Origin of the sequence: Curtobacterium sp. NPDC098951 (genome assembly GCF_044759965.1) — a bacterium.
Lineage (GTDB): Bacteria > Actinomycetota > Actinomycetes > Actinomycetales > Microbacteriaceae > Curtobacterium.
Window position 1 is genome coordinate 18,524 of record NZ_JBIWAG010000001.1, and the last position, 24,940, is coordinate 43,463.

24 protein-coding genes are annotated in these 24,940 nt (G+C 70.9%); 12 read left to right on the forward strand and 12 right to left on the reverse strand.

What is annotated here, in order from left to right; translation table 11 throughout:
- Positions 1 to 21: 21 nt before the first annotated feature.
- The 3 genes from ACIQUC_RS00120 to ACIQUC_RS00130 are packed head-to-tail and all read right to left on the reverse strand — an operon-like array spanning position 22 to position 3,378.
- Positions 22 to 1,521: a PTS transporter subunit EIIC gene (locus ACIQUC_RS00120; RefSeq protein ID WP_402261836.1), complete on the reverse strand. Its 1,500-nt coding sequence runs from the start codon at positions 1,519 to 1,521 to the stop codon at positions 22 to 24.
- A 47-nt stretch (positions 1,522 to 1,568) separates the two neighbouring features.
- Positions 1,569 to 2,480, reverse strand: coding sequence for an N-acetylmuramic acid 6-phosphate etherase (gene murQ / locus ACIQUC_RS00125; RefSeq protein WP_402261839.1), 912 nt, complete (start codon positions 2,478 to 2,480; stop codon positions 1,569 to 1,571).
- A gap of 10 nt (positions 2,481 to 2,490) precedes the next feature.
- Positions 2,491 to 3,378 (reverse strand): MurR/RpiR family transcriptional regulator, encoded by an 888-nt coding sequence (locus ACIQUC_RS00130; protein ID WP_402261841.1) that lies wholly within the window; start codon positions 3,376 to 3,378, stop codon positions 2,491 to 2,493.
- A 315-nt stretch (positions 3,379 to 3,693) separates the two neighbouring features.
- Here ACIQUC_RS00130 and ACIQUC_RS00135 point away from each other — a divergent pair, with 315 nt between their 5' ends.
- From ACIQUC_RS00135 to ACIQUC_RS00170, 8 genes are all read left to right on the forward strand, one after another.
- A complete protein-coding gene (locus tag ACIQUC_RS00135; protein WP_402261844.1) occupies positions 3,694 to 3,972 on the forward strand; it encodes a hypothetical protein in 279 nt (92 codons plus the stop codon).
- Positions 3,969 to 5,846, forward strand: coding sequence for an alpha/beta hydrolase (locus ACIQUC_RS00140; RefSeq protein ID WP_402261847.1), 1,878 nt, complete (start codon positions 3,969 to 3,971; stop codon positions 5,844 to 5,846). The genes ACIQUC_RS00135 and ACIQUC_RS00140 overlap by 4 nt, the downstream gene beginning before the upstream one ends.
- Positions 5,847 to 5,946: 100 nt before the next feature.
- Positions 5,947 to 6,399, forward strand: coding sequence for a hypothetical protein (locus ACIQUC_RS00145; protein ID WP_402261850.1), 453 nt, complete (start codon positions 5,947 to 5,949; stop codon positions 6,397 to 6,399).
- Positions 6,400 to 6,545: 146 nt separating this feature from the next.
- Positions 6,546 to 6,992, forward strand: coding sequence for a hypothetical protein (locus tag ACIQUC_RS00150; RefSeq protein ID WP_402261853.1), 447 nt, complete (start codon positions 6,546 to 6,548; stop codon positions 6,990 to 6,992).
- The gene (locus tag ACIQUC_RS00155) at positions 6,989 to 7,630 is read left to right on the forward strand and encodes a hypothetical protein (protein ID WP_402261856.1); all 642 of its coding nucleotides are present in this window, start codon (positions 6,989 to 6,991) and stop codon (positions 7,628 to 7,630) included. The genes ACIQUC_RS00150 and ACIQUC_RS00155 overlap by 4 nt, the downstream gene beginning before the upstream one ends.
- Before the next feature lie 128 nt (positions 7,631 to 7,758).
- The gene (locus ACIQUC_RS00160) at positions 7,759 to 8,259 is read left to right on the forward strand and encodes a hypothetical protein (protein WP_402261858.1); all 501 of its coding nucleotides are present in this window, start codon (positions 7,759 to 7,761) and stop codon (positions 8,257 to 8,259) included.
- Positions 8,260 to 8,372: 113 nt separating this feature from the next.
- A complete protein-coding gene (locus ACIQUC_RS00165; RefSeq protein ID WP_402261861.1) occupies positions 8,373 to 8,819 on the forward strand; it encodes a hypothetical protein in 447 nt (148 codons plus the stop codon).
- 88 nt (positions 8,820 to 8,907) lie between these two features.
- Positions 8,908 to 9,456, forward strand: coding sequence for a hypothetical protein (locus ACIQUC_RS00170; protein ID WP_402261864.1), 549 nt, complete (start codon positions 8,908 to 8,910; stop codon positions 9,454 to 9,456).
- A 402-nt stretch (positions 9,457 to 9,858) separates the two neighbouring features.
- On the opposite strand, the gene ACIQUC_RS00175 is transcribed toward ACIQUC_RS00170, so the two are convergent.
- The 3 genes from ACIQUC_RS00175 to ACIQUC_RS00185 form a co-directional block, all read right to left on the reverse strand.
- Positions 9,859 to 10,233, reverse strand: coding sequence for a hypothetical protein (locus tag ACIQUC_RS00175; RefSeq protein WP_402261867.1), 375 nt, complete (start codon positions 10,231 to 10,233; stop codon positions 9,859 to 9,861).
- Positions 10,234 to 10,400: 167 nt separating this feature from the next.
- Entirely contained in the window at positions 10,401 to 10,877 is a 477-nt protein-coding gene (locus ACIQUC_RS00180) for a DUF4395 domain-containing protein (RefSeq protein WP_402261870.1), read from the reverse strand.
- A complete protein-coding gene (locus tag ACIQUC_RS00185; protein ID WP_402261873.1) occupies positions 10,874 to 11,350 on the reverse strand; it encodes a thioredoxin family protein in 477 nt (158 codons plus the stop codon). Before ACIQUC_RS00185 ends, ACIQUC_RS00180 begins: the two co-directional genes overlap by 4 nt.
- A gap of 201 nt (positions 11,351 to 11,551) precedes the next feature.
- Between ACIQUC_RS00185 and ACIQUC_RS00190 the strand changes: the two genes are divergently transcribed.
- Both ACIQUC_RS00190 and ACIQUC_RS00195 read left to right on the forward strand, forming a co-directional pair.
- Positions 11,552 to 11,785: a DUF1653 domain-containing protein gene (locus tag ACIQUC_RS00190; RefSeq protein WP_402261876.1), complete on the forward strand. Its 234-nt coding sequence runs from the start codon at positions 11,552 to 11,554 to the stop codon at positions 11,783 to 11,785.
- 33 nt (positions 11,786 to 11,818) lie between these two features.
- On the forward strand, positions 11,819 to 15,298 hold the full coding sequence (locus tag ACIQUC_RS00195; RefSeq protein WP_402261879.1) for a TM0106 family RecB-like putative nuclease: 3,480 nt from the start codon (positions 11,819 to 11,821) through the stop codon (positions 15,296 to 15,298).
- On the opposite strand, the gene ACIQUC_RS00200 is transcribed toward ACIQUC_RS00195, so the two are convergent.
- From ACIQUC_RS00200 to ACIQUC_RS00215, 4 genes are all read right to left on the reverse strand, one after another.
- Positions 15,295 to 15,738 carry an SseB family protein gene (locus ACIQUC_RS00200; RefSeq protein ID WP_402261882.1) on the reverse strand — a complete coding sequence of 148 codons (444 nt, stop codon included), beginning with the start codon at positions 15,736 to 15,738 and terminating at the stop codon, positions 15,295 to 15,297. The genes ACIQUC_RS00195 and ACIQUC_RS00200 overlap by 4 nt on opposite strands.
- Before the next feature lie 199 nt (positions 15,739 to 15,937).
- Positions 15,938 to 16,606 carry a GPP34 family phosphoprotein gene (locus ACIQUC_RS00205; protein WP_402261884.1) on the reverse strand — a complete coding sequence of 223 codons (669 nt, stop codon included), beginning with the start codon at positions 16,604 to 16,606 and terminating at the stop codon, positions 15,938 to 15,940.
- Positions 16,607 to 16,698: 92 nt separating this feature from the next.
- Positions 16,699 to 17,502, reverse strand: coding sequence for an SDR family oxidoreductase (locus ACIQUC_RS00210; protein WP_022906679.1), 804 nt, complete (start codon positions 17,500 to 17,502; stop codon positions 16,699 to 16,701).
- Between the two features lie 122 nt (positions 17,503 to 17,624).
- Positions 17,625 to 18,542: a DUF1524 domain-containing protein gene (locus tag ACIQUC_RS00215; RefSeq protein WP_402261887.1), complete on the reverse strand. Its 918-nt coding sequence runs from the start codon at positions 18,540 to 18,542 to the stop codon at positions 17,625 to 17,627.
- 66 nt (positions 18,543 to 18,608) lie between these two features.
- Here ACIQUC_RS00215 and ACIQUC_RS00220 point away from each other — a divergent pair, with 66 nt between their 5' ends.
- Both ACIQUC_RS00220 and ACIQUC_RS00225 read left to right on the forward strand, forming a co-directional pair.
- The gene (locus tag ACIQUC_RS00220) at positions 18,609 to 19,154 is read left to right on the forward strand and encodes a cysteine hydrolase family protein (protein WP_402261890.1); all 546 of its coding nucleotides are present in this window, start codon (positions 18,609 to 18,611) and stop codon (positions 19,152 to 19,154) included.
- 32 nt (positions 19,155 to 19,186) lie between these two features.
- Complete coding sequence (locus ACIQUC_RS00225) at positions 19,187 to 19,966, forward strand: aldo/keto reductase (protein WP_402261893.1); 780 nt, start codon at positions 19,187 to 19,189, stop codon at positions 19,964 to 19,966.
- A 736-nt stretch (positions 19,967 to 20,702) separates the two neighbouring features.
- On the opposite strand, the gene ACIQUC_RS00230 is transcribed toward ACIQUC_RS00225, so the two are convergent.
- Both ACIQUC_RS00230 and ACIQUC_RS00235 read right to left on the reverse strand, forming a co-directional pair.
- Positions 20,703 to 24,146, reverse strand: a complete 3,444-nt coding sequence (locus ACIQUC_RS00230; protein WP_402261896.1) for an SNF2-related protein — start codon at positions 24,144 to 24,146, stop codon at positions 20,703 to 20,705.
- 44 nt (positions 24,147 to 24,190) lie between these two features.
- On the reverse strand, positions 24,191 to 24,883 hold the full coding sequence (locus ACIQUC_RS00235) for a hypothetical protein (RefSeq protein ID WP_402261899.1): 693 nt from the start codon (positions 24,881 to 24,883) through the stop codon (positions 24,191 to 24,193).
- Positions 24,884 to 24,940 lie beyond the last annotated feature (57 nt).

Genomic DNA, 24,940 nt, shown 5'->3' on the forward strand with positions numbered 1-24,940 from the left:
GTCCGGTGAGGGAACGAGCGATCATCGAGGGCTACCTGAGGTGGCCGCAACCGGCACATTGAGGGGCGCAGCCGGAGCGACAGGGTCTCCAGGCGAAGCCGCCGACTGCGCCTCGAGATCAGCCCGTACCGACGCCGACACCCCGAACACCATCGTCGCCACGAACCCCACGACGTACGCCACCACGAGCCCCGACCCGTACCCGAGCATCGCCCAACCGTAGCCAGAGGATCCGTTCAACAGCGGGATGAGCGACAGATCCGACGCCCCGATAGCGATCGCCCCGACGGAGTGCCCGAGCTGGTCGAACAGCCCGACGACCCCGCCACCGAACGCCCCGCCGATGCACGCGGTGATGAACGGCCGCCCGAGGGGGAGCGTCACACCGTAGATCAGCGGCTCGCCGACCCCGAGGAACCCTGCCGGCAGCGCCCCACGGATCGTCCGCACGAGCGAGGCGTTCGACCGGAACCGCACCCACAGCGCGATGCACGCACCGATCTGCCCGGCACCACCCATCGCCAGCACGGGGAGCAGCACGGTCCACCCGGTCTGCTCGATGAGCGTCGCGTGGATCGGGATGAGTCCCTGGTGCATCCCGGTCATGACGAGCGGCAGGAAGAGCCCGCCGAGGATGAACCCGGCGAAGGCCCCGCCGTTCGCGAGCAGCCAGGTCGCCGCGGTGCCGATGGCGACGGAGACGACGCCGGCGACGGACATCAGGATGCCGAGCGTCACGGAGCCGGCGACGAGCACGGTCACGGTCGGCACGACGATGAGCGCGATGACGTCGGGCGTGACCTTCCGCATGAATCGCTCGACGTAGGCCGCGAGGATGCCGCCGGCCAGTGCTCCGAGCACACCGCCCTGCCCGGGCGCGAGGGTCTCGCCGAACACGGTCACGTTCGCGACACCGGCCGCGACGATGATGCCGCCGACGGCCCCACCGAGGATGGGCGTCCCACCGAACTCCTTCGCGGCGTTCATCCCGACGAACACGGCGAGAAGGGACAGGAACCCGCTGGACAGCACCGCGAGGAAGGGCGTGACCCCGGGCAACCACCCGAGGTTCGTCAGGATGCCGTTGATCCCTGCGATGAGCCCGCACGCGATGAGCGCCGGGATGAGCGGGATGAAGATCGCCGAGATGCGACGGATGGCACGCATGGTGCGGCCGTCGGACCGGGCACGGGCGGATGCCTTGATCGACGCGCCCCGCGCCGCCAGCTCCTCGGGCGACACCGAAGCCGAGGACGCACCCGGAACAGGAGCAGCACGCAACGACTCGAGCGAGTCAGCCACCCGGTCCACCAACCCCGGCCCGAGCACGATCTGCAGGTTCGACCCGGCGGCGATCGCGGCCATGACCCCGTCGGTGGCCTGCAGCGCCGGCAGGTCGACCGAACCGGGGGACGCCACCTCGACCCGCAACCGGGTCATGCAGTTCTCGACGTCGGCGATGTTCGAGGACCCGCCGACGGTGTCGAGGATCTGTTGTGCGAGTTGCTGTGCATCGGCCATTGATGGTGCTCCTCGGGGGAAAGGAATCGGACTGAGAAGGGAAGGAGTCAGGAGATGACGGCTCGGAGCGACCCGTCGGCAGCAGCGAGCTGCGCCCGGACGGACGGAGCGGACGACCCGGTGAGGATCATCGCGATGGCCGTCTTGACCTCGCCGTCGGCTGCATCGAGAGCCGCGGCGACGTCAGCGGAAGCAGCCCCGGTCACGTCCTGCACGAGCGAGAACGACCGGGCGACGAGCTTCTCGTTCGTCGCCCGCACGTCGACCATGCGGTTGCCGTACGTCTTGTTGCTGCGAACCATCGCGAGCGTGGTGAGCATGTTGAGGACGAGCTTCTGCGCGGTGCCCGCCTTCAGGCGGGTCGATCCGGCGATGAACTCGGGACCGACGACGACGTCGATGGCGATGTCGGCCTCCCGCCCCGCGGCCGAGTCGGGATTGCACGCGACGGAGACGGACAGGGCGGACCTGCGCCGCGCCTCCAGGACGGCCGCGATGACGTAGGGCGTCCTGCCGGACGCGCTGATCCCGACGACCACGTCGTCAGCCGACAGGCCGAGCGCGTCGAGGTCACGGACGGCGGCTGCTTCGTCGTCCTCGGCGCCTTCGACGGCGGTCGTGAGGGCGACGTCGCCGCCGGCGATGACGCCGACGACCTGCGAGGGATCGGTGCCGAAGGTGGGTGGGCACTCGCTGGCGTCGAGGACGCCGAGCCGGCCCGGTGTGCCGGCGCCGACGTAGATGAGGCGGCCGCCACGTCGGAAGGCTGCGGCGATCGAGTCGGCGGCGAGGGCGATGGCCGGGAGGCACGGCTCGAGTGCCGCGGGCACGCTGCGGTCAAGCGCGTTCATGCGTTGGGCAGCTTCGAGGGTGGAGACGAGGTCGATGTCGTCGAGGGACGAGTCGGTTGCCTCGGTCGCGAGGTGCCGCAGCTCGTCGCGCAGGTCGTGGTGGTGCATGGTGCTCGATTCAGGGACGGTGGTGCGTGCGGACCGCGTGGCGGCTGCGTGCGAGGAGCGTGCGGGAGCGGTCGTCGGTGCGCTGGGCGACGACGATGAACAGGGCGTCGACGATGGCGAGCTGGCTCATCCGGCTGCCCATCGCGGCGGGGCGCAGGTCGCTCTCGGCGCCGGCGACGCCGAGCAGGACGTGGTCGGCGTGGTGGGTCAGCGGCGAGGTGGCGTGGCCGGTGATCGCGACGACGGTGGCCTCGTGCATCTTGGCCTCGGTGGCGACCTCGAGCGCCTCGACCGTGGTGCCGGAGTGGCTCGTGATCACGAGGACGTCCTTCGGGCCGAGGACGCTCGCGAGGGTCAGGGCGTTGTGCGGGTCGTCCGCGATCGAGCTCGCGATGCCGATGCGTTCGAGCTTCAGGTGCAGGTCGCGGGCCACGATGCCGCTCGCGCCGACGCCGTACAGGACGACGCGTCGGGCCTCGCTGATGCGGACCGCGGCGGCTTCGAGTGCGATCGGGTCGAGCGTGGCACGGGTGTCGCTCATCACGGCCCGGACGTCCTCGGTGACCTTCGCGATCACGGTGGCGACGTCGTCGTCGACACTGACGCCCGCGTGGATCTCGGTCTCGCGTCGTTCGTGGATGCCCCGCTCGACGGCACGGGTCATGCTGCGCTGCAGTGCGGCGAAGTTCGCGAACCCGAGGTGCTGGGCGAAGCGCGAGACGGTGGCGGGGGAGACGCCGGCGCGGTCGGCGAGCTCGGCGGCGCTCGTGGTGGCCGCGGCGCCGGGGTCCTCGAGGACGGCGTCGGCGATCGCGCGCATGCTCGTCGGCATGCTCGCGGACTGGGTCCGGACGAGGGCGAACGCGTCGGCGCGCTCGGACCGCTCTGTGATCGTCATCCCACTATGAAAGCGTCTTTTCTCATGCAGCGCCAGTGCTGCAAGTTACTTTCGTCGGTGCGTCGGTGCGTCGGTGCGTCGGTGCGTCGGTGCGTCGGTCCGTCGGCGCGTCGGCGCGAGGGGGCGTGGCCTCGTGGGCCGGTGACTCCGCGCGAGCTCGGGTCGGGGAGTAGGGCGAGCATCGACAGGCGGAATCGGCTCGTGCCCCCGCCCATGACCTCGCGGTTCGGTGATGACAAGCTCCCGCATTCAGGATTTCAACTGCTGACATATTGCACTATGCTGGCTGAGCGTTGATGATGAAGGGGGGCAACGTTGGGGGATCTGACGATCGATGCGTCGGTGATGCACTCGGTGGCGTCGAAGGCAAAGAACGCCGCGGCGGAGTTCGGTTCGGAGCGTGCGCTGTCCGGCGCGGATGGCGGGTGCTTCGGCTCCGTCGGCGTGGCGTCGGCGTTCACGACGTCCGCGCGAGCGCAGGACGCGATGGTCCGCTCGCTCGGTGATGACGCGGACACGCTGAGCCAGTTCGTGCGGGACGCCGTTTCGGAGATGGAGCAGGCGGACGCGGGTCTGGCGGCGAGGCTGCGATGACCGCCGATCCGACAGCGGGTGACCCGGACGGGATCCGTCGGCTTGCGCGCCTGCACACGGAGCACGCAGACGCGGTCCGTGCGGGGGCTCGGCACGTGGTGGATGCTGCTGCGGCGGCGCAGTCGGGTTGGACCGGGAGGGCGCAGGAGCGGTTCGTCTCGGTGGCGGCGACGGTGCCGGCGAGTGCGCAGCGCATCGCGGCGCGACTCGACGAGGCTGCGTCGGCCTTGGACACGTACGCGATCGAGGTCCAGCGGATCCAGGACGAGGCACACCGCGTGCAGACCGCTCAGCAGGCCGCGGCCGATGACGTTGCGGCGAACGCCCGCGCGATCCGCTCAGCGACCGAGGCTGCCGAGAGCGCGGAAGTGGTGGAGTCTGACACGACGAAGCTGCATCAGCTGCAGAACGGAGCGGCGAGCCTTGCCGGGCTGCAGGGGCGGCTGTCAGCGCAGTGGGACGAGTTGGTGACGCGGCGCGAAGCTGCCGATCGACAGGTTGCCTCGGCTCTGGAAGCACCGGAGGTCGTCGGCAAGCTGCAGTCCGCGGCTGCTGTGGCGAAGATGGGTGACGGGCAGTTCCTCACCTGGCTCGGCTCGCTCGACAAGGAGTCGATCGCCGCGTTGCAAGACGATCCAACCATCGCCGCACGCTTGGCGCGCGTGGACGCGAAGGACGTGGCGCTGTGGTGGAACGCGATGTCCGGTCTGGACGGTGCGCACTCCGCTGAGCAGGATGCGTTCGTCGCGGCGATCCCGGCGGCGCTCGGGAACTTGAACGGGGTCGCCTACTGGGCGAGGGCGCGAGCGAACTCGACCGTGCTCGCGGACAAGCTCTCCGAAGCGAAGCAGAAGACGTCGTACTGGGAGAAGCAGTTGAAGAGCGCTTCGAGCCCCGCGGCTGCGGCTGCTGCGAGAGCACAGCTCCAGACCTGGCAGCGGCAGCGCGACGGGTACCAGAACATTCAGAATACGTTGAAGACGAAGGCCGTCTCGCTCATCTCGCTCGTCGATGACAGGCCGCCGTTGGCGCAGATCGTCGTCGGTGACATGGACACCGCGGCGCACGTGACGTACGTCGTGCCCGGCATGAACACGGCGACGTACCAGGACGGGACTGTGAGTAACTATGCGACCATCGCCGATGGGATGCGCAGTCGCCAAGCCGCGGTAGGCGGTGTCGTGCCCACTGACGTCGCGGTGGTGTCATGGATCGGTTACCACGGGCCGATGGCCGACGACCTGTCGTTCGCCTCGGTCGTGGCGAACGGACGCGCCCGTACGGGCGCTGACGCCCTCGCCGCCGATCTGAATGGCTTCGACGCGGTTCGTGCAGCGTCGGGTCGGGGCGCTGACCTCTCAGTCGTCGCGCACTCCTACGGCACCAACGTGGCCACCATCGCATTGACGAAGACCCACGCTGACCACGTCGTACTCCTCGGTTCCGCAGGGGTCACGGACGTCGCGCCGAACGCCGAGGCACTGCAGGTGCCGAAGGGCGAGGTATTCGCAAGCCAGGGTGCGAAGGACGGGTGGGCGATCACGGGGCAGAACCTGTCGGGCCGTCAGGATCCCACGGACCCGTCCTGGGGCGCCCATGACTTCAGCTCCGAGACACAAGGGTCCGGCGCTGACGAGTTGCACGGCGTCACCCATCACGGCCCGTACGACGGCCGCGAGGGCAACGATCACGGGCGGTACTCGTACTTCGACAACAACACGACCTCGCAGTACTACACAGCGAAAGCGACGATGGGACTGGGCGATGAGATCCCGGAAGCCGGCGCCCCGTTCGATCGTATGCGACAGCAGACGGAGGACAATTGGTTCATGTACCAGTGGCAGACAGGACTCACCGGTGACCCCACGCTCTAGACGCTTGACCCAAATGGGCGGATTGATCGCCGCCGCCGTGCTCCTCTTGACCGCATGCTCCGACACTGGTCCGCATGCTCCTGCCAGTAAGGACTCCTCGATGACACCCGAACAGTCCCACGAGAACGTGATGAGCATCTTCCGAGCGGTGAAGTCGGTCGTCGGAGCGGAAGGCTGGGACGAGGGAACAGTATCCGGATGGAACGACTGTTCATCGAACGGCGACGCCGCCGCTCAGTTCACACTCACGGCCATCCGCAAGCATCCACTTCCCGCTGCACCCGAGGTGGTGACCCGCGGTGTCAAGAAGGCATTGCAGGCAGACGTGGGGTTGGACGGTGTTCCGGTGCAGCATGACGACACGCTGCGTCCGCCGCGCACCGTTGTCTCCTACCCCAACGGCTACAACGGCGGGACCGCCGCGGACGGGTTCGGCGTGGAGTTCCAGTCAGGCACAGACTTTGCCAGCCTCCTCGTGTGGGGACATTGCGTACCGGGGGAAGTGCCGGACCTCGGCACCCCTCTGAATCCGCGCCCCACCGATCTCCCGTAGTGCAACTCGGCGCAGTGGTCAGGCGCAGATCACCGATGGGCGGACCTCGACGCTTCGCCGCGCTCGCAGTAGCAGTCGTCGTCGCCACCTTCGTCGCATCGTGCGGTGCGGGCCGCCCGCACGATCCCGCCAGCGTTGACGCGACGATGAACATCGAACAGTCCCACCAAGACGTTCTCAACGTCGTCGCCGCGGTCCAGGGCGTCGTCGGGACGGATGGTTGGGCTGACGACGATGCGGGCTGGAACATCTGCAGCAGCGGCGGGACTGCCGCTGCGCAGTACACGTACGCGACGACGCGCAAGCTTCCATTGCCTGGTACTCCTGACGACGTCGCGGGGAAGGTCGCGCAAGCACTGGACGCGATCGGCTACGAAGGAGCGCGCGTGCAGCACGAAACGACGCTGACATCAAAACGCACGGTGATCGGGTACCCGAACGGCTACAACGGAGGTACTGCACCGGACAAGTTCGGTATTCAGTTCGGGGTCAACGACGGATACGCCGACCTCTCGGTGTACGGACACTGCGTGCCCGGCAACGTGCCGAAGCTCGGCAGCTCCTTGAATCCTCGACCTACCGACCTCCCGTGATGCGGCTCACCACCCCACGCCGACGCGGCGCTCGTTACGAAGCTCGGGCAGTCCCCGTGCGGCGCCGTGTGTCGGAGATCCAACATCGTGGCCGAGGCGCTTTCGGGCTCGCGATCGCGATCTCTGCGGCTCTCGTCGTGACCAGCTGTTCGGGCGCGGACCCGTCCGCCGAGGCGACCAAAGACTCGACATTGACCCCGCAACAGGCTCATCGGAACGTCAACGACGTGTTCGACACGATCAAGGGCGTGGTGGGTGAGGACGGATGGGACGACGACTTCGACTCGTCATGGGATTCCTGCCCGGCACCGTCCGGCACCTCGCAGTTCAGCTTGTATGCAGCGCGCCGGTTGCCCCTGAGCGACTCACCCGATGCGGTGACGAAGCGGGTCGCCGCTGCGCTCGAAGCCTCCGGCTACGACGATGTGCGTGTCCAGCACGACACGACTCTGCAGCCACCGAGGACCGTGATCGGGTATCCGAACGGGTACAACGGCGGCACCGCGCACGACGGATTCGGAATTCAGTTCCAGTCCGGCACTGACTACGCGGCGACGATCATCTCCGGCCACTGCATCCCCGGCGAGCCGCCGAAGCTTGGAACCCCGCTGAACCCGAGTCCCACGGATGTGCCGTAGTGCGATACGCCGCTGCGAGCCTTCGGAAGGGTCGGTGGGTCGCGGGTGCGTTCAGCGCACTCGTCGCGATCCTCATCACCGGCTGCTCCGACACGGAACCTCACGCCCCAGCGAGCAAGGACTCATCCATGACGGTGCAGGAGTCACATCAAAACGTGCTCGACATCTTTGCCGCGATCACGTCGGTCGTCGGAGAGGACGGTTGGGCCGAGGGGACCGAGTCTGAATGGAACGGCTGCTCCTCGCAGAGCGGAGCGGGCGCGCAATTCATGCTCACCGCGATCCGGAACCAGCCGCTCCCTGGCACGCCGGAGGATCTGACGAAGCAGGTCGCAGAGACGCTCGAATCGAAGCTGGGCATGAAGGGCATCCGAGTCCAGCACGATGAGACGCTGTCGCCTCGCCGGACGGTCATCGGGTATCCGAACGGCTACAACGGCGGGACCGCTGCCGATGGGTACGGGCTGCAGTTCCAGACCGATCCTGGTTTCGTCGGCGTCATCATCTACGGGCACTGCGTACCCGGGGGCCCGCCCAAGCTCGGGACGCCGTTGAACCCCCGCCCTGCCGATCTCTGGCAGGAGCGGGCGTCGGTTCACGTTCGAGTGGCAGACAGGACGGACCGGTGAATCGAGATACTCGTCGTTGGCTTCCGACAACGACCGTGGTCGGGATCGCCGCGCTGCTCATCAGCGGCTGCGCGGGAACGGGTCCGCACACACCTGCTGAGAAGGACTCTTCCATGACGGTCGCACAGTCCCACCGAGACGTGCTGAACATCTTCGCGGCGGTTCAGTCCGTCGTCGGGAAGGACGGCTGGAGCGATGAGCAGCCAGCCTGGTTGATCTGCGGAAGCGGTGGCCATGATGCGGCTCAGTACACGTACTCGGCCACTCGCAAACTGCCTCTCCCCACCACTCCGGACGAGCTGGCGAAGCGCGTCGCCGATGCTCTCGACGAGATCGGCTACGGCGGAGCTCGGGTGGAGCACGATGACACGCTCACCCCGCCGCGACCGGTCATCGCGTACCCGAACGGCTACAACAGGGGAGCGGCTGCTGACGGCTTCCTCGTGGAGTTCCAGGCCTTCGATTCCTACGCTGATGTGTCGATCACGGGACATTGCGTCAGCGGAAAGGCTCCGAAGTTCGGGACGCCGTTGAACCCTCGGCCGACCGACCTTCCGTGAGCATGGCGCAGCGGCCATCGACGCGGCAACGGGAGAGGACTGTTCGTCATGGAGATGAGAAGCACCAGTGATGGCACGCCGTAGGTGCTTGGCCGTCATCGTCGCGCTGCTTGGGTCCAGCGCAGCCTTGCTGACCTCGTGCGCCGACAACGGTCCGCATGCTCCGGCGAGTGAGGGCTCCTCCTCGACCCCCGAGCAATCACACAAGAACGTGCTGGACATCTTCGAGGCGGTGAAGTCGGTCGTCGGCGAAGACGGCTGGGAGGCGGGAACGCAGTCGAATTGGCTCGGGTGCTCCTCGAACGGCGAGGACGCCGCACAGTTCTCGCTCGTCGCCATCCGGAAGCATCCGCTGCCCGCAGCACCCGATGAGGTGACTCGAGGTGTCGCGAACGCGTTGAAGACCGACGCGGGGTTGGACGGTGTTCCCGTGCAGCACGACGACACCCTGCGTCCGCCACGGACGGTCGTTTCGTACCCCAACGGCTACAACGGTGGGACTGCGGCAGACGGGTTCGGCGTGGAGTTCCAGTCGGGCACGGACTTCGCGAGCCTCATCGTGTGGGGACACTGCGTGCCCGGGGAAGTACCGGACCTCGGCACCCCGTTGAATCCCCGCCCCACCGATCTCCCGTAGTGCAACTCGTCGCAGCCGTCGCACGTCCGTGAGCAGGAATGGTCGGATCGCAACGGACGACCCGACCACTTCTGCTCACCAAGCAGTCGGCCTCAGGCGCGCCGGTACCGCGTCGCCGGCTTGCCCGGCCCGACTGCCGCGCGCGACCCCGTGTCGACGAGCAGCGGCAGCATCGCCCGGCGTACGAAGCTCGCAAGGAGGCCACCCCGAACGCCACGATGTCGTCGTGCCCTGCACGGGTGGCCGAGCCTGCGTGCGGACGACCTGGTCGCGCTGAGCGAGCAGGCGCTCGCGACGCACTGAGCCGTCGCGCGCTCGAGCGGTGGCGGCGGAGGATGTCGTGGGGGGATCCTCCGCCGTCACCGACGAGGCTGGGGCGAGCCGCGCCTCCAGTCCGTCTGTTCAGAGGGCGCTGCGCGCCCGCTCCACCGCCTCGATGAAGCGAGGGATGCCCCACAGCAGGAAGGTCGGCTCGATCCCGGTCCGCAGGGTGATGCGGACCTTCTTGCGCAGGCCGTTCGATACGTCGTCGAGTCGAGCGATCTCCTCGACGGGGATCCCGAAGTCGGAGCGGGCGAAGTTGAGCGGGTGGGCGGTGAACCAGAGGACCTCGGGCGTGAGGGTGAGGCGCCCGCCGACCTCGATCCGACGGCTCGGGCGGGAGCTGGTCGGGGGCGCGTAGCCGGGGATGATGTCGGACGCGCCGGAGTTCTCGTCGTCAGCGAGGTAGGTCGCGATCTTCTTGAGCAGGACCGTGGAGGCGTCGGTGTACGGCACGGCTACGCCTCCGCGGTCGTGCTGTCGGCGGTCGGGCGCGCTGGTGCAGTGTGTTCCCCCCCCCATGCGGTCAGCCTACGAGGCCGGTGCGGGGAGGCCGGGAGGCGCGGATCGCCTCGACGACGCGACGTGCGTCGCGTGGGTGGGTCGCGCCTCCTGGCCCGTGATCAGGCGGCCGTGCGCTGGCGGAAGACGCCCGCGCGGACCAGCCACACGTAGAGGAGGCAGCCGATGCAGACGTCGAAGACGGCGTTCAGGAACGCGGCGACGAGCGCGATAGCGGCGCCCATCGTGGCGGCGTACGGGACGCCGACGAACGCGAGGACGAGGGCGAGGGCGGTGATGACGAGGCCGACCTGCTGGGCGAAGGTCGGGGGCTCCGGGGCCTCGAGTTCGGCGGGCGGGGCGAGTCTCGGGCGGACGAACCGGCGGAACAGGGTGCCGTACGGGTGGCGGCGGATGCCGGCGATGCCGCCGATGGCGAAGAGGACGACGATCGCGGCGAGCAGCACGATGCCGGCCGCCCACGTCGCGGGGATCAGGGTGAGGACGATCGTCGCCGCGAGGAGGACGGTCGTGATGGCGGCGCCGAACCTCGGGGAACGGGGGTCGATGCCGCGGGCGGGGTCGTTCGTGGCGGTCATGGGGACTCGTCTCCGGGGGTCGGTGCTGCTGCTGTCAGGACGGTGTCGAGGGCTGCGGTGAGCTCGGCCGGTCGGGGCGGACCGCCGAACCGGGTGTGCACGGCGCGACTCCGGTCGAGGAGCAGGACCGTGGGGGTCTGCATGACGGCGAAGCGGCGGGCGAGCTCGGGGCGCTCGGCGAGGTCGATCTCGAGGCGGCTGACGCCGGGGTTGGCGGCGGCGACGGCGTCGAGCTGACGACGGGTGGCCGGGCAGCGGGCGCACGTCGGCGTGGAGAACTGGACGAGGGTCGCGTCGGTGCCGAACGCCTCGGAGGGGGCGAGGTCGGCGGTCGCCGGGTCGGCGGCGGTGGTGGACGTGTCACGAGGCCGCGTCCGGCGGGCTCGACCGGTCCGGGCACGCAGGAGCAGGCCGAGGACTGTGGCGAGTGCGAGGACTCCCACGAGGACGGCGACGGCCGAGGCGACGGTCATGCCGTGACGGTACGTCCTCCGGTGGCTGTCGGGCACCGAGATGACCGCGTGTGACGGGCCGCGGCGCGTGGGCGTCGGGCAGCGGGCGGGCGGCGGGAGCCGGTTCGGGCGGGCGGGCGGGACGGCGACGGTCGCGTCGGTGCGTGCCGGCGCGGGCACGGAGCGGAGTCCGGGGACGGTACCGGCCCTAGCATCGGGAGCATGGTCGACGACGTGACGCCCGGACGGTACCGGCACTTCAAGGGTGGGGAGTACGAGGTCGTGCTCGTGGCCCGTGACGTCGAGACCGAGGAGCCGGTCGTCGTCTACCGGGCGCTCTACGGCGAGCGGGGACACTGGGTGCGGTCGCTCGCGGACTTCACGGCGTGGGTGTCGCGGGACGGGTACGAGGGGCCGCGGTTTGTCCGGACGGGCGGTGTCGGCGGGCAGCCCTAGGCTCGCAGGGCACCGATGAGACGGGGGAGACGCATGCAGATCGGCGGCGACGGGCAGGTCCTGCTCAGCCCGAGCGACCTCTCGACCTGGGCGGCGTGCGAGTGGGCGTTCCTCCGACGCCTGGACGCCAAGCTCGGCCGGGGCGAACCGCTGCCCGAGGTCCACGACGACATGCTCGAACGGACCGCACGGCTCGGCGACCAGCACGAGCTCGACTACCTCGAGATCCTCAAGGGCTCGCACCAGGTCGTCGAGTTCGACCGTCCGGCACCGGCCGACTACGCCCGCGCCGCAGACGAGGCGCTCGCAGCGATGCGCGACGGCGCGGACGTCCTCTACCAGCCGACGTTCCACCGCCCCGCGGTACCGGACGCCCCCGGCTTCATCGGGTTCGCGGACTTCATCATCCGCAACGACCGCGGCGCGTACGAGGTGTACGACACCAAGCTCGCCCGCCACGCCAAGATCAGCGCGCTGCTGCAGCTCGCCGCCTACGCCGAGCAGATGCAGGCGCACGGCATCCCCACGGGCGAGCAGGTGCACCTCGTGCTGGGCGACCGGACGACGACCACGCACGACCTCGCCGACATCGCCCCGGTGTACCGGACGCAGCGCGCCGAACTCCAGCGGGTGATCGCCGAGCGGATGGCGGCGGACGACGAACTCGCCTGGGGCGACCCGCGCTACGGCAGCTGCGGCCGCTGCCCGATCTGCACGACCCAGGTCACGGACCACCGCGACCTCGTGCTCGTCGCCGGCATGCGCCTCGACCAGCGGACGAAGCTCATCCGGGCCGGGGTGCGGACCATCGACGAGCTGGCGGACCGCACCGCGGCCGTCCCGGCCATGTCGCGCGGAACGCAGGCCAGGCTGGTGCGTCAGGCGCGCCTCCAGGTCGAGTCCGAGACGAGCGGTGGCCGCGCGCCGGTCTTCGACGTGGCGGACCCGCGCGCCCTCGACGCGATCCCGGAGCCCGACGCGGGCGACGTCTTCTTCGACTTCGAGGGCGACCCGCTCCACACCGAGGACGGCGTGCACTGGGGACTCGACTACCTCTTCGGGCTGGTCGACCCCGAGGCCCGCTTCACGGCGTTCTGGGCGCACACGATCCGCGACGAGCGGCAGGCGCTCGTGGACTTCCTGGCGTTCGTCGAAGCCCGACGCGAACAGCACCCGGGCATGCACATCTACCACTACGCGGCGTACGAGCGGACCCACCTGCTCTCGCTCGCGGCGCGTCACGGTGTGGGGGAAGACGCCGTCGACGACCTGCTCCGGGCCGGTGTCCTCGTCGACCTCTACCCGATCGTCCGCAAGGCACTCGTCGTCGGCAGCCGCAGCTACTCGATCAAGAAGCTCGAGCCGCTGTACATGGGGTCCGACCTGCGCCTGAGCGACGTCACGAACGCGGCCGACAGCATCACCGCCTACGTCGACGCGATCGAGGAGCTCCGGAACGGCGACCGAGCGGCCGGGCAGCACATGCTCGACGAGGTCGCCGACTACAACGCCTACGACTGCCGCTCGACCCTGCGCCTGCGCGACTGGCTGCTCTCGCTGCGCGCTGCGTCCCCGGCGCCGATGGTCGACGACGCGGTCGAGCTGTTGCCGCCGATCCCGGTCGACCGCGAGCCGAACCCGGTGTACACGGCGCTCGCCGCCACGCTCGACGGGGTCGACGCCCTCGACCGCACGCCCGACCAGACGGCGCTGGCGCTCGCCGCAGCCGCGATCGACTACCACCGCCGCGAGGCGAAGACCTTCTGGCAGGACCACTTCGACCGCCTCCGCAACCCGGTGGACGACTGGGCGGACACCCGCGATGTCCTCGTCGTCGAGCGGGCATCGGTCGAGCGAGACTGGGACACGCTGCCGCGTGCCCGCTCGCAGTCACGTGAGCTCCGGTTGTCGGGGACGCTCGCGCCTGGCTCGCGGCTCCGGCCTGGAGGCACGCCCTACCTCGTCTACGACGACCCACTCCCGCCGTCGATCACCGCTCCGGCACCGGGATCGAAGGGCGCGTCGGCTCGCGCGGTCGTGCTGGACGCGTTCGACAACGGCGAGGCGTTCGAGGTGATCGTGAAGGAGAGCCTCCCGGTGGGCGGGGGCGAGCCGCACCACGACTTCCCGGTCGCCCTCGCACCGGCAGCTCCGCCGCGCGCGAAGCCGCAGCCCGAGGCGATCGCGGAGTGGGGCCAGCAGGTCCTCGACGCGTTGCCGGCGATGCTGCCGGATCCCGCGTTCGACCTGCTCCGTCGGGTCCCGCCGCGGGGTCCGATCGTGCCCGTGCAGGGCGATGACACGGTGTCGGCGGTGGTGGCGACGCTGCTGGGCCTCGACCGGTCGTACCTGGCGATCCAGGGGCCTCCCGGGACGGGCAAGACCTACGTCGGCTCGAACGTCGTGGCCCGGCTCGTCCGCGAGCACGGCTGGCGCGTCGGGGTCGTCGGCCAGTCGCACGCGACGAGCGAGAACTTCCTCGACTCGGTCGTGCGCGCCGGCGTCGCACCCGACCGCGTCGTGAAGGTCCCGAAGACCGGCGCCACGGACGAGGACGTCGAGTCGGCCGAGTGGACCGCCGTGAAGAACGGCGCCGCGATCGCCGCGTTCTTGTCGTCGTGCGCCGAGACGGGCACGGGCGGTGTCGTCGGCGGCACCGCGTGGACCTTCGCGAACGAGTCGACGGTCGCCCGTGGCTCCCTCGACCTGCTCGTGGTAGACGAGGCCGGGCAGTTCTCACTCGCGCCGACGATCGCCTCGTCGGTGGCGGCGACCCGGCTGCTCCTCCTCGGCGACCCGCAGCAGCTCCCGCAGGTGTCGCAGGGTTCGCACCCCGAACCGGTCGACGAGTCGGCGCTCGGGTGGCTCGCGGACGGTCAGCACGTGTTGCCGGACGCGTTCGGGTACTTCCTGGCGCGGACACGGCGGATGGAGCCCGCCCTGACCGCCTCGGTCTCCGCCCTGTCCTACGACGGGCAGCTCGCCTCGATGGTCTCCGGCCGACACCTCGCGGGCATCGACGCCGGCGTGCACCCGGTGCCGATCACGCACGTCGGCAACACGACGTCCTCGGTGGAAGAGGCCGCCCGCGTCGTCGAGCTGGCCCGGGACGTCGTCGGACGTCGCTGGGTCGACGGTGACACCGAACGGGTGCTCACGGACGAGGACGTCATCGTCGTCGCGCCCTACAACGCGCAGGGCGCGGTCATCCGCGAGGCCCTCGACCGCGCAGGACTCCGGGGGACGCAGGTCGGCACGGTGGACCTGTTCCAGGGTCGGGAGGCCGTCGTGTCGATCGTGTCGCTCGCGGCGTCGAGCGCAGCGGACATCCCACGAGGGCTCGACTTCCTGCTCATGCCGAACCGGTTGAACGTGGCGCTGTCCCGGGCGAAGTGGGCGGCGTACCTCGTCTACTCGCCGGCGCTGGCGACCGGCCTGCCACCCTCGATCGCGGGGCTGTCGCTGCTCTCCCGGTTCATCGAGCTCGTCGGGCCCGCTCCGAGCGTCCGTTAGGCGCCGGGGTCGCTCCGGTCGGGGTCCTCGTCGGTCGACGGGACGCCGTTCTGCATCTGCGCGCGCATGGTCGCCAGGACGTCCGCGTGCAGGAAGTTGGCGTCCGCGGCGCTCGTCGGGTCGACCACGATGCCGAACTCCTCCGGCAGGGCCGTCACGAGCTCGGACATCGGGACCGGCCGTCCCTCGGTGTCGGGCAGGCCGGCGGCGAGTTCGGCCGGGTCGGTGAACACCGGGACGAACGGCTTGTCCCGGATGACCACGTGCGCGACGCTCCCACCGTCCGGAGTCCCCTCGGGCCGCCACGGCACCCACGCGGCGCTGCGCAGGAAGCCTGCGGGCGAGGTCGCCATCCGCCGGCGCAGTTCGGCGGCCGCGGTCGGCGGGGCGTTGTCGACGCCGCGACCGAAGGCCGATCCCGAGTGGTCGTTGGTGCTCATGCGGTGCTCTCCTGACGATCGACGACCATGCTGTCACGTCCGACCGGCTCGTCCGGACGGCGTGCGGCAGGCGCGGACTGGACGGGAGGGGCGATCGTGCGGGGCTGTTGACCGTTCTGGTTCGCGGAAGCCGGGGATCGCGAACCAGGACGGTCACGAAGCCGGAACGAAACCACTCCGCCGGACGCAGCCGCCGGCCTCAGCTCGACGAGATCGCCGCCGTCGTGGCCGCGGTGCTCGCCATCAGGGCGGCCGTGATCGCCGCCGCCTGGATGTCCTCGAGCACGGCCTTCACGGCGGGGCTGGCCCAGCTGCCCGAGGTGATCTCCTGCAGGCGGGCCCGGTCGACCGCGCCGAACTGCTTGCGGAGCGTGTTCGTCGCGTCGAGCAGGCTGATCACCGCCGCGGCGAACGGTGTGGGTTCGGCGCGTCCGGCCAGGACGTCTCCGATGCTCGCGCGGAGCAGTGCCTCGGGTCCGCCGTCCCGCTCGGGGTACTTCGTCGTGGGGAAGATGCCGAGGGCCTTCCCCTGTTCGAGCGTGATCGCGCCGCGGGCGATCAGTCCGGCGAACACGTCGTCCCGCAGTGGTCGCTTGGCGATGCGGGTGACCCACCACTTCGCCGGGCGGGGCTTGTCGGCGGCTGCGATGGTGCCGACCACGCCGTCGAGGACCGGGTCGCCGGTGGCCGCACCGTTGACGACCCGGACGAGGCCGTCCCGCAGTGAGACGACCCGGCGCAGGGCGAGGTCTGCGAGGACGGCTCCGGCGAGCCCGTTGTCGAGCGTCTGGACGTCCGTCGACCAGCGCCCGTCGGCCTCGACCTGGAGCAGCGCGAACGCCTGCGGCACGGAGAGTTGCTCAGCCATGTCCGCAGCCTGCCACGCGTGGCGGGGGTGCGCCGCGCCTCCAGGCCGATGCCCAGCGCACGCCGAGGCGGGCGCGCGCCGGGCCGCGTGACTCAGTACGCGGCGGACTGGCCGCCGTCGATCGGCACGACCGTGGCGTTGACGTACGAGGCGTCGTCGGAGAGGAGGAACGCGACGACCGCGGCGATCTCGGGAGCCTCGCCGTAGCGCTTCGAGGGGTTGACCTGGATGAACTCCTCGGCGGCCTTACGCGGGTTCTCCGGGTCGAGCTGCTTCATCGAGTTCTCGACCATCGGCGTCCAGATGGCACCGGGGGCGATCGCGTTGATGCGGATGCCGTGGCGGCCGTACTCGACGGCCGAGTTGCGGGTGAGGCCGACGACGCCGTGCTTCGCCGCGGCGTAGCCGGACTGGTTGCCGATGCCGCGGATGCCGCCGACGCTCGCGGTGTTGACGACCATGCCGGAGCCCTGCTCGCGCATGACCTTGAGGACCTTCTCGAGGCCGAGGAACACGCCACGCAGGTTGATCGAGACGACCTTGTCGAACTCGGCGGCGGTGAACGACTCGGTGGGGTTCTGCTTGCCCTCGATGCCGGCGTTGTTGAAGAAGCCGTCGATGCGGCCGAAGCGCTCGGTGGTGGCGGTGACGTACGCCTCGACCTGCGCCTCGTCCGAGACGTCGGCGACGGTGGTGAGGACCTCGGCGTCGGGCGTCGCCTCGAGGACGGCGGCCGTGGTGGCTTCGAGGCCCTCGGCGGAGACGTCGACGAGCGAGAGCGACGCGCCCTCGGCGGCGAGGCGGACGGCGGTGGCGCGGCCGAGGCCGGAGCCGCCGCCGGTGATGAGGACGACGCGGTCGGCGAAGCGGGCGGTCGACGTGCTGGTTGCGGTCATGGTGTGGAGGCCTCCTGCGGTCTTCGACGGTGAAGGGCTCGGGGTCCGCGGTGGAGCAGCGAGTCCGAACGATGCGTTCGCATCGACGGAAGATAGGCTACACCTGTTGTCCAGCTGTCCCCTCAGCAGTTCCTGAGGATCCGGGTCATCGCGTCCCGCTCCGCCGGGGTCACCCAGAGTCGGTAGCTCGACTTCACCGACACCTGGTGCTCGACGTAGGTGCAGCGGAACGCCTTGTCCGCCGGCAGCCACGTCGCCGCGTCGCCCGACCGCTTCTGCGAGTTCGAGTGACCGTCCACCGCGAACAGGTTCTCCGGGTCGTTGGCGAGGGCCTCCCGCTCCCGCTGCGACAGCTGCTGGGCGCCGGTCCGCCACGCGTTCTCCAGCGCGACGACGTGGTCGATCTGCACGAGCGTGGAGGTCGTGTTGCCCCGGACGAAGTCGATCCTCGCCCCGGTGTACGGCGACACGAGGGTCCCGGAGAGCACCCGGCACGGACCCTGGCGGCTGATCGCCGTGAGGTCCCGCGCCAGCACGTCGTTGCGGGTGTCGCACCCGTTGTGGTCGACGTCGAGCCAGGCCGTGCCGAAGTCGGCGACCCGGTCGTACCCGGTGGCGGGCGCCTTGCCCTTGACGGGCAGTGCCCCGAGCTGCGCCCGCGCGGTGGCCGCGTCCGCGCGGGCCGCGGCCGTACCGGTCGGCTGCGCTCCGTCCTGCGAATGCGCTCCGTCCTGCGAATGCGCTCCGTCCTGCGGCTGCGCCGGACTGGAGGCGCGGCTCGTCCCCGTCGCGCCGGGTTCCGCCTCGATGGTGGGCGCGTCGGACGGCGCGGAGGCGGTGGACGGGCCGGGAGCAGCCTCGGCATCGGGTGCCAGGACCCCGGCGGTGTGGAGCGCGTACCCGCCGACAGCGAGTGCGAGGAGGACGAGGACGGACGTGAGACTCGTGCGGGTGCGGCGTCGACGGGACGTCATGCGGGGGTGGGACTCCTGGTGGTGCGGTGGTGCGGGCCGGACGGCCTCGTCGATGATGGCGGACACCTCGGACATCGCCCCGGACCCCGGCGGAGGGTCGGCCGCCCGGCCCGCCGGAGTAGCGTCCACGAAGTGGGCACCGCACTCCTCGTCATGGACTACCAGAACAGCATCGTCGAACGACTCGGCACCGACGAGGCCCTGGCTGCGGCGACGGCAGCGGTCTCGGCCGCCCGTGAGCGCGGCATCCCGGTGGTCTTCGTGCGCGTGGCGTTCCGGCCGGGCGCACCCGAGGCCGCGCGCACGAACAAGATGTTCGGCGGGATGCGGGAGCGCATCGGTGCCCAGGCTCCGGGGGCGACCGACGTGCACTGCGCGTTCGGTGTCGGGGACGACGACCTCGTCGTGACGAAGCTCCGCGTCAGTGCCTTCGCCGGGTCGGACCTCGAGGTGCTGCTCCGCGGCCTCGAGGTCCGCGACCTCGTGCTCGCCGGGATCGCCACGAGCGGCGTCGTCCTCTCGACGCTGCGCCAGGCGGCGGACCTCGACTTCGGGGTGACGGTCCTCTCGGACGCATGCACCGACGGCGACGCGGAGGTCCACCGCGTCCTCACCGAGAAGGTCTTCCCGCGGCAGGCCGAGGTCGTCACCGTCGCCGAGTGGACCGCCTCGCTCTGAACCGTTCCGCGGGCACGGCGTAGACACGACGCATGACCGATTACGCGAACCCGTCCGTGTCCGTCACCGGTGGGTCGATGCCGCTCCTCGGCTTCGGCACCTGGCAGATCCCCGACGCTGAGGCGCCCGCCGCCGTCGGCGAAGCCCTGGCCGCCGGCTACCGCCACATCGACACCGCGACCGGCTACCGCAACCAGCGCGGCGTCGGGAGGGCGATCGCCGACTCCGGACTCGCCCGCGACGAGGTCTTCGTGACGACCAAGCTGCCGCCGGACAACGCCGACCGCGTGCGGCAGACCATCGAGGAGAGCCTCGACCAGCTCGGCCTCGACCACCTCGACCTCTGGCTCGTGCACTGGCCGCCGAACGGCGAAGCGCGTCCCGACGTGTGGGAACAGGTCGTCCAGGCGCAGTCGGACGGCCTGACCCGTGCGGTCGGCGTCAGCAACTACTCGCTCGCCCAGATCGACGAACTCAACAGCGCCACCGGGGTCACCCCGGCCGTGAACCAGATCAAGTGGAGCCCCGTCGAGTACGACCGCGCCGTGGCCGACGGGCTCGCGTCGCGCGGGGTCGTCCTCGAGGGCTACAGCCCCTTCAAGGCGAGCAACCTGCAGGACCCGACGCTCGTCGACATCGCCCGGTCGCACGACGCCGACAGCGCCCAGGTCATCGTCGCCTGGCACGTCGCCCACGGCTTCGTCGTCATCCCGAAGTCGTCGAACCCCGAGCGCATCCGGTCGAACGCCGCCGGTGCCCGGATCGAGTTGTCCTCCGACGAGGTCTCGGCGATCGACGCCCTCGCCCGCTGACCCGTGCTCGCGCGCCTCGCGCGCTGACTCCCTGACGGGAGGCTTACGGGAGGCGCGGTGCGGGCCCGACCCGCGCCTCCCGTCCCGCGCGGCGTGGGTTCCGCCGCCTGATGGCGGGGTCGCGCCCTTGTCACACCGCGCACGGTGCAGAGTTCGCCAGCGAGTGCGCGGCCGGCGGGTCGCACGGCGCTGCGCACGGTGCGAGGTTCGCCATACGGTGCGCGGCTGCCCGCTTGGTGCGCGCCTACGACCTCGCACCGAGCGGGCAAGCCCGCACGTGTTGACGGAGGCCGCACCGTGCGGTGCCCGCCGCGGTGCTGCGCACCGTGCGGCGTTCGCTGGCCGGTGCGCGTTCGGCGGGTTGCGCGGTGCAGCGCACGGTGCGAGGTTCGCCAGCTGGTGCGCGGCTGCCCGCCTGGTGCGCGCCTACAACCTCGCACCGAGCGGGCGAGCCCGCACCGGCTGACGGACGCCGCACCGTGCGGTGCCCGCCGCGGTGCTGCGCACCGTGCGGCGTTCGCTGGCCGATGCGCGGTCGGCGTGTCGCGCGGTGCTGCGCACGGTGCGAGGTTCGCCAGCTGGTGCGCGGCTGCCCGCCTGGTGCGCGCCTACGACCTCGCACCGAGCGGGCAAGCCTGCGCCGGGTGACGGACGCCGCACCGTGCGATGCCGCGCCCGTCCGCGCGGCCGGCGCCCACCCCGGCACCCGGCCGACGCGCCGTCGCCCCGGCGCGCGTCAGCCCAGCAGCGAGCGGATGTCGTCGGCCGTCAGGTCCTCGGCGAAGAGGGCGTCGTCGTCGATCATCGTGCGGAACAGCTCGGCCTTCTTCGCCGCGAGCGCGAGGACCTTCTCCTCGATGGTGTCCTCCGCGATGAACCGCTGCACGTTCACCGACCGGGTCTGCCCGATGCGGTGCGTCCGGTCCACCGCCTGGTTCTCGGCAGCGGGGTTCCACCACGGATCGAGCACGAACACGGTGTCCGCCTCGGTCAGGGTCAGCCCGAAGCCTCCGGCCTTGAGGGAGATGAGGAACGCCGGGGCGGTGCCGTTCCGGAAGCGGTCGATGACCTCGGGGCGCCGCCGGGTCGAGCCGTCGAGGTACTCGTACCCGACACCGCGGCCGTCGAGCGCCGTGGCCACCATCCGGAGGAAGGAGGTGAACTGGCTGAACACGAGGGCCCGGCGCCCCTCGGCCGCGAGCTGTTCGAGTTCGTCGAGCAGCAGGTCGAGCTTCGCCGAGGGAACGCCCCCGGACGCGTCCGACGCGTCCGACGACACCAGCGCCGGCGACAACGCCAGCATCCGCAGCAGCGTCAGGGACCGGAAGACGATCATCCGGTTCCGAGCGAGGTCGTCGATGAGGTCGAGGACCTTCAGCCGCTCCCGGTTCAGGGTGCGCTCGTACAGGGCGCGGTGCGCGGGGTCGAGCGTCACCCGGACGACCTGCTCCTGCTTCGGTGGCAGGTCGGCGGCGACGCTCTCCTTCGTCCGCCGGAGCATCAGCGGCCGGATCCGTCGACGGAGCCGCTCGGTGAGCTCGCGTCGGGCCGCCCCGCGCAGGTCGGGGGAGCCGAGCGGCTTCACGTAGTCGTCCCCGAACCGGGACCACGACGACAGCAGCCCCGGCGCGACGATGTGGAACAGGGCCCAGAGGTCGGTCAGCCCGTTCTCGAGCGGCGTCCCCGTGATCGCGAACTTCACCGGCGCCCGCAGGTCCACCGCTGCCCGGTGCGTCTGGGACTGCGGGTTCTTCACGAACTGCGCTTCGTCGAGCACGAGGGCCGCCCACGGCAGGTCGGTGTACGCCGGGGCGTCGAGCCGGAGGAGCGCGTAGGACGTGACGACGACGTCGGACTCGGCGGCGGTGCGCGCGACGAGCGACGGGTCCTTGAGCGAGGTCGACTCGATCGTGGTGACCCGCAGCGACGGTGTGAACCGGGCCGCCTCGACCGCCCAGTTGCCGACGACGGAGGTCGGCGCCACGACGAGGAACGGCGGCGCGCCGGGGCCCGTGCGGGCGGCCGCGATCATCGTCAGCACCTGCAGCGTCTTGCCGAGGCCCATGTCGTCGGCCAGCACCCCGCCGACGCCGTGCTCCAGCAGGAACGACAGCCACGCGTACCCGGCGTGCTGGTAGGGACGGAGTTCGGCGTGCACGGTGTCGGGCACCGGGACAGCTGCGGGGGGTGTGGCACCGAGCAGCCCGGACGCGATCGCCTGCCACCGTTCGTCGTGCGAGGTCTCGTCGGCGAGCTGGTCGAACTCCGACCACAGTCCGGCCTGGAGCGGGGTGACCGTCATCGGCTGGTCGGGTTCCCACTCGTCGAGGTCGCGGGCCTCGTCGATGAGTTCCTTGAGCCGGTCGAACGCCGGGTCCGCCAACGACAGGTAGGAGTTGTCGATGAGCTTCATCCGCCGGTCCCGCTTCGCGAGCGCCCGGAGCAGCGGCGTGAACGGCACCTGCTTGCCGTTGACCGTCACGAAGATGCCGAGGTCGAACCAGTCGTGCTTGTCCGACGGCATGGTCGTGACGCGGATGTGCGGCCGGCCGCTCAGCCGTTCGTAGTCGACGCGTTCGCCCTGCACGACGGTGCGGACGCCGAGTCCCGGCAGCTCCGGCAGCAGCTCGTTCGCGAAGACCGCGACGTCGGCGCCGTCGATCGTGCCGTCCTCGAACCACGCGAGTCCGCCGCCGGGTCCGGTCACGACGTGGTCGGCCGAGGGGCCGGGAGGCGCGGCTCGGCCACTGTCGTCGGCCGCGGTCTCCGGGGCGCTCGCGTCCGCGGCGGGGCCGTCGTCGATCGCCGGCCCGCCCGTCGCGGCGCTGCCGCCGCCGTCGGCTGCGGCCGGCGGCACCGGGTCGTCGGCGGCGCGCAGCCCGGCGAGGTCGGGGAGCGGGCCGTGCAGGGCGACGGGGTCCTTCCGGCCGTCGACGTGCCAGCGCCACTGCAGGTGCGCGCGGTCGTCCGTCCGCGGTGCCCGGGCCGGTTCGAACGTCACCGTGAGCACGAGCTCCGGCGGCGTCCGTTCCGGGAGCTCGACCGACCCGTCGGCGCTGACGAGGCCGAGTGCTCCACGCAGCCGGGGCGACCAGTCGGCGAGGAACTCCGGAATCTCGGGCTCCGGCACCGTGATCCGCGAGCCCTCGACGAGCATCCGTCGCTGGTCGTCCGGCACCGGCGCCGGGGTCGGGGCGAACGCGACGTGGAACTCGGGGCTCTCGCGGAAGACGTAGACGCCGTGGTCGCCGATCGTCCGGGCGGTCCCCGGTGCCGCAGGGCGAGCGTCGAGGACCGCGCTCGCGCCGATCACCAACGCGCCGTCGTGCCGGGCGACGTCGAGCAGCACCCGGGCCTCGGCACCGAGCACGGCCCCGCCCTCGCGCTTGCCGGTGACGAACGCGATGCCGAGTCCCGGTGCCTGCGCGAGGAGCGGCCAGAGCAACGGGCTCGCGAAGTCGTCGAGGTGGATCCAGTCGGCTTCCCCCGGCAGCCCGGCGAGGGCTCCTGCACGGTGGAGCGCGGCGAACTGGACGAACCACGCGTGCTGCTCGGGAGCGAGCCCGAGCCGGTTCATCGAGTAGGGGAGCGTGCCCCACGTCAGCTGCCCGCGCACCCAGTTGCCGGCGTCGCTGCGGGTCACCGGCCGGACGCCGAGTCGCACCGACCGCGAGGCCGTGGGGAGCGCACGACCGGCCGCCCGCGCACGCGAGGCGAGCCGGGCGGAGACCGCGTCACGCAACTCGAACTGCAGCCCCATGGGGGTGCCCTGCGGCTCGGCCACCTGCGCGTCGTCACCGGCGAGGCGGGCGAGGTCGTGCCTCCAGTCCGAGGGCGGCGGAGCCGGCTGTTCCGGCTTCGGGCCGGCCGCTGCGGCGAGGGCTCGGGCGTTGACCGTGAGGAGGGCAGCCGCGACGTGCTTGCAGTCGCCGCCCAGCGGGCAGGTGCAGGTGCTGCGGACCGGGCGGACGAACTCGCCGCGCGCCGGGGTGGTCTCGACGCGGAGTTCGTAGGGGTCGTCTGCGGAGCCGGACACGACACCGGTCACGGTGCCGTCGTCGTCGTGCCAGACGACGTCGTCGACGAGGCCCGCACGGACGAGGTCGCGCGCACGGCCGAAGGCCTGCGGCCCGACGAAGCGGATGACGTCGACGGCGTCGATCATCGGAGCGGCTGGCACGGGTCAATCGTGCCAGGTGCCACCGACCTCCGACGCCCGTCGGTTCAGCGGATCGACCAGGTGCTCCCCGCGTTCAGCTGCAGGACGGACGGACCCTTCGACAGGGTGATCCGCTTCGAGAGGTCCTTGCCGGAGCCGTTGTCACTCGCGGGGATGGTCTCGTAGTCGTTGCGGAGCAGCGTCTCGCGGAGCATGCAGGTCGCGACGCGGGTGTTCGTGCAGCGGAACTGTCGGGTGGCCGTCGCGCCCCAGTAGAGCATCACGTCGTCGCCGTGACCGGAGGCGGTCAGCGCCGGCGCGCTGGACACCTGGCTGAACTCCAGCGTCCACTGCCCCTTCGCCTCGACCTCGAGCGCCGCTGGCTTGCGCCACGAGTCGGTGCCGTACGCGACGCGGCCGGCGTACTTGCCGGACAGGCCGATCCGGATCGACCCGGTCGGCCCGCCCTTGCTGTTGAGCTCCTTCACGAAGAAGTCCGCGTCGGAGGAGTTCATGTCCTTCGTCGTCGGGGTGAACGTCGCGAGGATGATCCCGCTCCGGGCGTTCTGCGGGAGCACGATCGTGGCGTTCCGGCTGCCCGACTTCGTGAACGGCGTGAACGTGCCGTACTGGTGGTCGTACTGCGCCTTCATCGCGGCGGGCATCCCGGCCGCCTGTGCCGGTGCGACACCGACGAGCGACGACACGACGGCGGCGACGCTGACGACGAGGGCGGCGGCGATGGTGGTGCGGCGCATGGGGCTCCTCGGGGTCAGTGGCCGTCCACGATCGTGGCGCGGGGCGTCCTCGGGCGG

Excerpts from the sequence above, each read along its gene's own strand:
- ACIQUC_RS00120 (WP_402261836.1), bottom strand. The coding sequence starts at position 1,521 with ATGGCCGATGCACAGCAACTCGCACAACAGATCCTCGACACCGTCGGC.
- murQ (WP_402261839.1), bottom strand. The coding sequence starts at position 2,480 with ATGCACCACCACGACCTGCGCGACGAGCTGCGGCACCTCGCGACCGAG.
- ACIQUC_RS00130 (WP_402261841.1), bottom strand. The coding sequence starts at position 3,378 with ATGACGATCACAGAGCGGTCCGAGCGCGCCGACGCGTTCGCCCTCGTC.
- ACIQUC_RS00140 (WP_402261847.1), top strand. The coding sequence starts at position 3,969 with ATGACCGCCGATCCGACAGCGGGTGACCCGGACGGGATCCGTCGGCTT.
- ACIQUC_RS00145 (WP_402261850.1), top strand. The coding sequence starts at position 5,947 with ATGACACCCGAACAGTCCCACGAGAACGTGATGAGCATCTTCCGAGCG.
- ACIQUC_RS00150 (WP_402261853.1), top strand. The coding sequence starts at position 6,546 with ATGAACATCGAACAGTCCCACCAAGACGTTCTCAACGTCGTCGCCGCG.
- ACIQUC_RS00160 (WP_402261858.1), top strand. The coding sequence starts at position 7,759 with ATGACGGTGCAGGAGTCACATCAAAACGTGCTCGACATCTTTGCCGCG.
- ACIQUC_RS00165 (WP_402261861.1), top strand. The coding sequence starts at position 8,373 with ATGACGGTCGCACAGTCCCACCGAGACGTGCTGAACATCTTCGCGGCG.
- ACIQUC_RS00180 (WP_402261870.1), bottom strand. The coding sequence starts at position 10,877 with ATGACCGCCACGAACGACCCCGCCCGCGGCATCGACCCCCGTTCCCCG.
- ACIQUC_RS00185 (WP_402261873.1), bottom strand. The coding sequence starts at position 11,350 with ATGACCGTCGCCTCGGCCGTCGCCGTCCTCGTGGGAGTCCTCGCACTC.
- ACIQUC_RS00190 (WP_402261876.1), top strand. The coding sequence starts at position 11,552 with ATGGTCGACGACGTGACGCCCGGACGGTACCGGCACTTCAAGGGTGGG.
- ACIQUC_RS00195 (WP_402261879.1), top strand. The coding sequence starts at position 11,819 with ATGCAGATCGGCGGCGACGGGCAGGTCCTGCTCAGCCCGAGCGACCTC.
- ACIQUC_RS00200 (WP_402261882.1), bottom strand. The coding sequence starts at position 15,738 with ATGAGCACCAACGACCACTCGGGATCGGCCTTCGGTCGCGGCGTCGAC.
- ACIQUC_RS00205 (WP_402261884.1), bottom strand. The coding sequence starts at position 16,606 with ATGGCTGAGCAACTCTCCGTGCCGCAGGCGTTCGCGCTGCTCCAGGTC.
- ACIQUC_RS00210 (WP_022906679.1), bottom strand. The coding sequence starts at position 17,502 with ATGACCGCAACCAGCACGTCGACCGCCCGCTTCGCCGACCGCGTCGTC.
- ACIQUC_RS00225 (WP_402261893.1), top strand. The coding sequence starts at position 19,187 with ATGACCGATTACGCGAACCCGTCCGTGTCCGTCACCGGTGGGTCGATG.
- ACIQUC_RS00235 (WP_402261899.1), bottom strand. The coding sequence starts at position 24,883 with ATGCGCCGCACCACCATCGCCGCCGCCCTCGTCGTCAGCGTCGCCGCC.